4 protein-coding genes are annotated in these 3,778 nt (G+C 71.5%); 3 read left to right on the top strand and 1 reads right to left on the bottom strand.

Annotated features, from left to right (window positions below):
- The coding region (locus G6021_RS02430; protein WP_182640601.1) for a DEAD/DEAH box helicase at nt 1-1,877 on the bottom strand (1,877 nt) is incomplete at its 3' end.
- Nucleotides 1,878-1,961: 84 nt separating this feature from the next.
- Here G6021_RS02430 and G6021_RS02425 point away from each other — a divergent pair.
- From G6021_RS02425 to G6021_RS02415, 3 genes are all read left to right on the top strand, one after another.
- The gene (locus G6021_RS02425) at nt 1,962-2,723 is read left to right on the top strand and encodes an inositol monophosphatase family protein (RefSeq protein WP_182640602.1); all 762 of its coding nucleotides are present in this window, start codon (nt 1,962-1,964) and stop codon (nt 2,721-2,723) included.
- Between the two features lie 10 nt (nt 2,724-2,733).
- On the top strand, nt 2,734-3,534 hold the full coding sequence (locus G6021_RS02420) for a thymidylate synthase (protein ID WP_182640600.1): 801 nt from the start codon (nt 2,734-2,736) through the stop codon (nt 3,532-3,534).
- 29 nt (nt 3,535-3,563) lie between these two features.
- On the top strand, nt 3,564-3,778 hold a 215-nt coding region (locus G6021_RS02415; RefSeq protein WP_187700351.1), incomplete at its 3' end, for a dihydrofolate reductase.

The raw sequence follows: 3,778 nt of genomic DNA, 5'->3' as shown, positions 1-3,778 counted from the left end.
CAGAACGGCAGGCGTCCCGTCCCGCCGGGCGCGGGCGTGACCAGCACCCGGTCGTGCGTGATCTCCTCGACCCGCCAGCTCGAGGCCCCGAGGGCGAACACGTCGCCGACCCTGGACTCGTAGACCATCTCCTCGTCGAGCTCACCGACCCGCGTCGCCTTCTCCCCCACCATGAACACGCCGAACAGCCCGCGGTCGGGGATGGTGCCGCCCGAGGTGACGGCGAGACGCTGCGCACCCGGGCGACCGGTCAGGGTCCCGGCGTCGCGGTCCCACACCAGGCGGGGCTTGAGCTCGGCGAAGTCCGCCGACGGGTATTTGCCCGCCAACATGTCGAGTGTCGCCTCGAACGCCGACCGCGGCAGCCCGACGAACGGGGCGGTCCGACGCACGGCGGCGAACCAGTCCTCGACGTCGATCGACTCGAGCGCGCACGCGGCCACCGTCTGCTGCGCGAGGACGTCCAACGGGTTGGTGATGACCGACATCGTCTCGATCGCGCCGGCGACCATCCTCTCCACGGTCACCGCACTGTGGAGGAGGTCGGCGCGGTGCTTGGGGAACACGGCCGCGCGGGAGACCTCGCCGACCTGGTGACCGGCGCGGCCCACCCGCTGGAGCCCCGAGGCCACGGACGGTGGGGACTCGACCTGCACGACCAGGTCCACCGCGCCCATGTCGATGCCCAGCTCGAGCGACGAGGTGGCCACCACCGCGCGCAGCCGACCCGATTTGAGGGCGTCCTCGATGAGCGCCCGTCGCTCCTTGGACACCGATCCGTGATGGGCCATGGCCAGCTCCGCGGGGGCGCCGCGCGAGACCTCGGACGGCACCATGATCTGCGCGGGTGGGCGGGCCGGCGCCGGCGGCAGGGAGCCCGGATCGGTGTCCTCGGCGTGGATCTCGTTGAGCCGCGCGGTCAGCCGCTCGGCCAGGCGGCGGGAGTTGACGAACACGATCGTCGAGCGGTGCGCCGTGAACAGGTCCACCACCTGACGCTCGACGTGCGGCCAGATCGACCCCTCGCCCGGCGTCCCGGGCGGAGCGGTGACGTCCGAGCCGGCCGAGGACAGGTCCGCCATGTCCTCCACGGGCACCCGGACCGTGAGCTCGAAGCGCTTGTCGGATCCCGGCGCCACCACGGTCACCGGCCGCTCGCCCGCGAGGAAGCGGGCCACCTCGGAGTGCGGCCGGACGGTGGCGGACAGGCCCACCCTCCGGGCGGGGGTGTCCAGCAGGTCGTCCAGTCGCTCGAGACTGAGGGCGAGGTGGGCGCCGCGCTTACTGGCGGCCACCGCGTGGATCTCGTCGATGATCACCGTGTCGACCGTGGCCAGGGTCTCCCGTGCGGCCGAGGTGAGGAGCAGGAAGAGCGACTCGGGGGTGGTGACCAACACGTGCGGTGGCCGCGACCGCTGCCGCCGGCGTTCCTCGGGCGGCGTGTCACCGGTGCGGATCCCCACCGTCACCTCCGCGGTCTCCACGCCCAGGGACGCGGCCTCGCGCGCGATCCCGGCGAGCGGCGCCCGGAGATTGCGCTCGACGTCCACGGCCAGCGCCTTGATCGGGGAGATGTAGAGCACACGGGTGCCGGGCGGGGGTGCGCCTGTGCTGTCACCGTCGCTGGTACTGGTGCTGGTACTGGTACTGGTACTGGTGCTGGTACTGGTGCTGTGGCCGCCGCCCAACATGAGTCGGTCGAGCGAGTCCAGGAACGCCGAGAGGGTCTTGCCCGACCCCGTGGGGGCCACGACGAGCGTGTGGGCACCGCTCGCCAGGGACGCCCACGCCCCCGCCTGCGCGGGGGTGGGCCGGTCGAACGCCCCACGGAACCACGAGGCCGTGGCCGGGTGGAACCGCTCCAGTGCGTCGGACATGAACTCATGATGTCGCACACGTACGACATCGGCCCGACCCGCGCCCCACCTCCGTAGAGTGTCGGCATGCGCAAGACCGTGAGCATGCAGAGCGACAGCACGCGCGAACTCGACGACGACGACCTCGCCTGTTTCCTCGCCACAGGGATCGGGGACATCGTCCGGGGGACGCGCGCCGGGGGGCTGCTCCGCGGGCGTTCGCTCGCCCGTGTCGCCAACGAGGTGGCGCAGAACTGGACCGACGAGGTGCTGGCCGTGCACCGCCCGGATGACGGGACGCTCTCCGAGGGGGTCTCCGACGATCTCAGCAGGCTGGACAAATCCCGCGTCTGGATCACCGACGTGATCGACGGCACGAAGGAGTTCTCCACGGGCCGCTCGGACTGGTCGGTCCACGTCGCGCTCGTCGTCGACGGGCAGCCCACCGTCGCCTCCGTGGGGCTCCCCGACTCGGGGCGCGTGTTCCGCTCCGACCAGGTCGACCACGTGGACGGCCCCCATTCGGGGACCATGGTCATCAGCCGCAACAACCCCCCGCCGGGGGCGCTCCAGGTCGCGGACGCGGTCGGCCTGGAGGTGCGGCCCATGGGCTCGGCCGGTGCCAAGATGCTCTCGGTCCTGCTCGGCGACGCGGACGCCTACCTCCACGCCGGTGGGCAGGACGAGTGGGACCAGGCCGCGCCGGTCGGCGTCGCCCTGGCTGCGGGGTTGCACGCCTCCCGCCTCGACGGGACGCCGATCCGGTTCAACAAGCCCGACACCCACTCCCCGGACGTCCTGATCTGCCGCCCCGAGCTCACCGAGAAGATCCTGGCCGCGCAGGCCGCGCAGGCGACTCGAACGTAGACTGCCGGTCATGACCGTCCCCACCCCGTACGAGGACCTGCTCCGACTCGTCCTGGAGCAGGGCACCCCCAAGGCCGACCGCACGGGAACGGGCACCCGGAGCCTGTTCGGCCACCAGTTGCGCTACGACCTGGCGGCGGGATTCCCGCTGATCACCACCAAACGCGTCCACTTCAAGTCGGTGGCCTACGAGCTGCTGTGGTTCCTGCGCGGCGACTCCAACGTGGGCTGGTTGCGCGAGAACGGCGTGAGCATCTGGGACGAGTGGGCTGACGAGCGCGGCGAGCTCGGACCCGTCTACGGGGTGCAGTGGCGGTCCTGGCCCACCCCCGACGGCCGGCACGTGGACCAGATCGCTAACGCCGTGGAACTCTTGCGCACCGACCCGGACTCGCGGCGCAACATCGTCTCGGCGTGGAACGTGGGCGAGCTGACGGACATGGCCCTGCCGCCCTGCCACCTGCTGTTCCAGTTCTACGTGGCGGACGGCAAGCTGAGCTGTCAGCTCTATCAGCGCAGCGCCGACCTCTTCCTGGGGGTGCCGTTCAACATCGCCTCCTACTCGCTGCTCACCCACATGGTGGCGCAGCAGGTCGGGCTCGAGGTGGGCGAGTTCATCTGGACCGGGGGCGACTGCCACATCTACGACAACCACGTCGAGCAGGTGAGGACGCAGCTGGCCCGCGAGGCCTACCCCTACCCGGAGCTGCGCCTGCGCCGGGCGGACTCGATCTTCGACTACCGCTTCGAGGACTTCGAGGTACTCGGATACGACCATCACCCGGGCATCAAGGCCCCGGTCGCGGTCTGAGCCGGGAGACGACGACCGTGCCGGTCCGGATGGTGTGGGCGCAGGCCCGCGGCGGGGTGATCGGCGACGGCCGTGACATGCCCTGGCACATCCCCGAGGACCTGGCGTACTTCAAGCAGGCCACCACCGGGCGCCCCGTGGTGATGGGCCGGGCCACCTGGGACTCGATCCCCGCCCGCTTCCGGCCCCTGCCCGGTCGCCGCAACATCGTGTGCACGCGGGACGCGGGGTGGTCGGCCGAGGG

The sequence above is a fragment of the Dietzia sp. CW19 genome (genome assembly GCF_014145265.1).
GTDB lineage: Bacteria > Actinomycetota > Actinomycetes > Mycobacteriales > Mycobacteriaceae > Dietzia > Dietzia natronolimnaea.
Note: the sequence above shows the minus strand (reverse complement) of the source record. Positions and strands in the feature narration are given on the sequence as shown.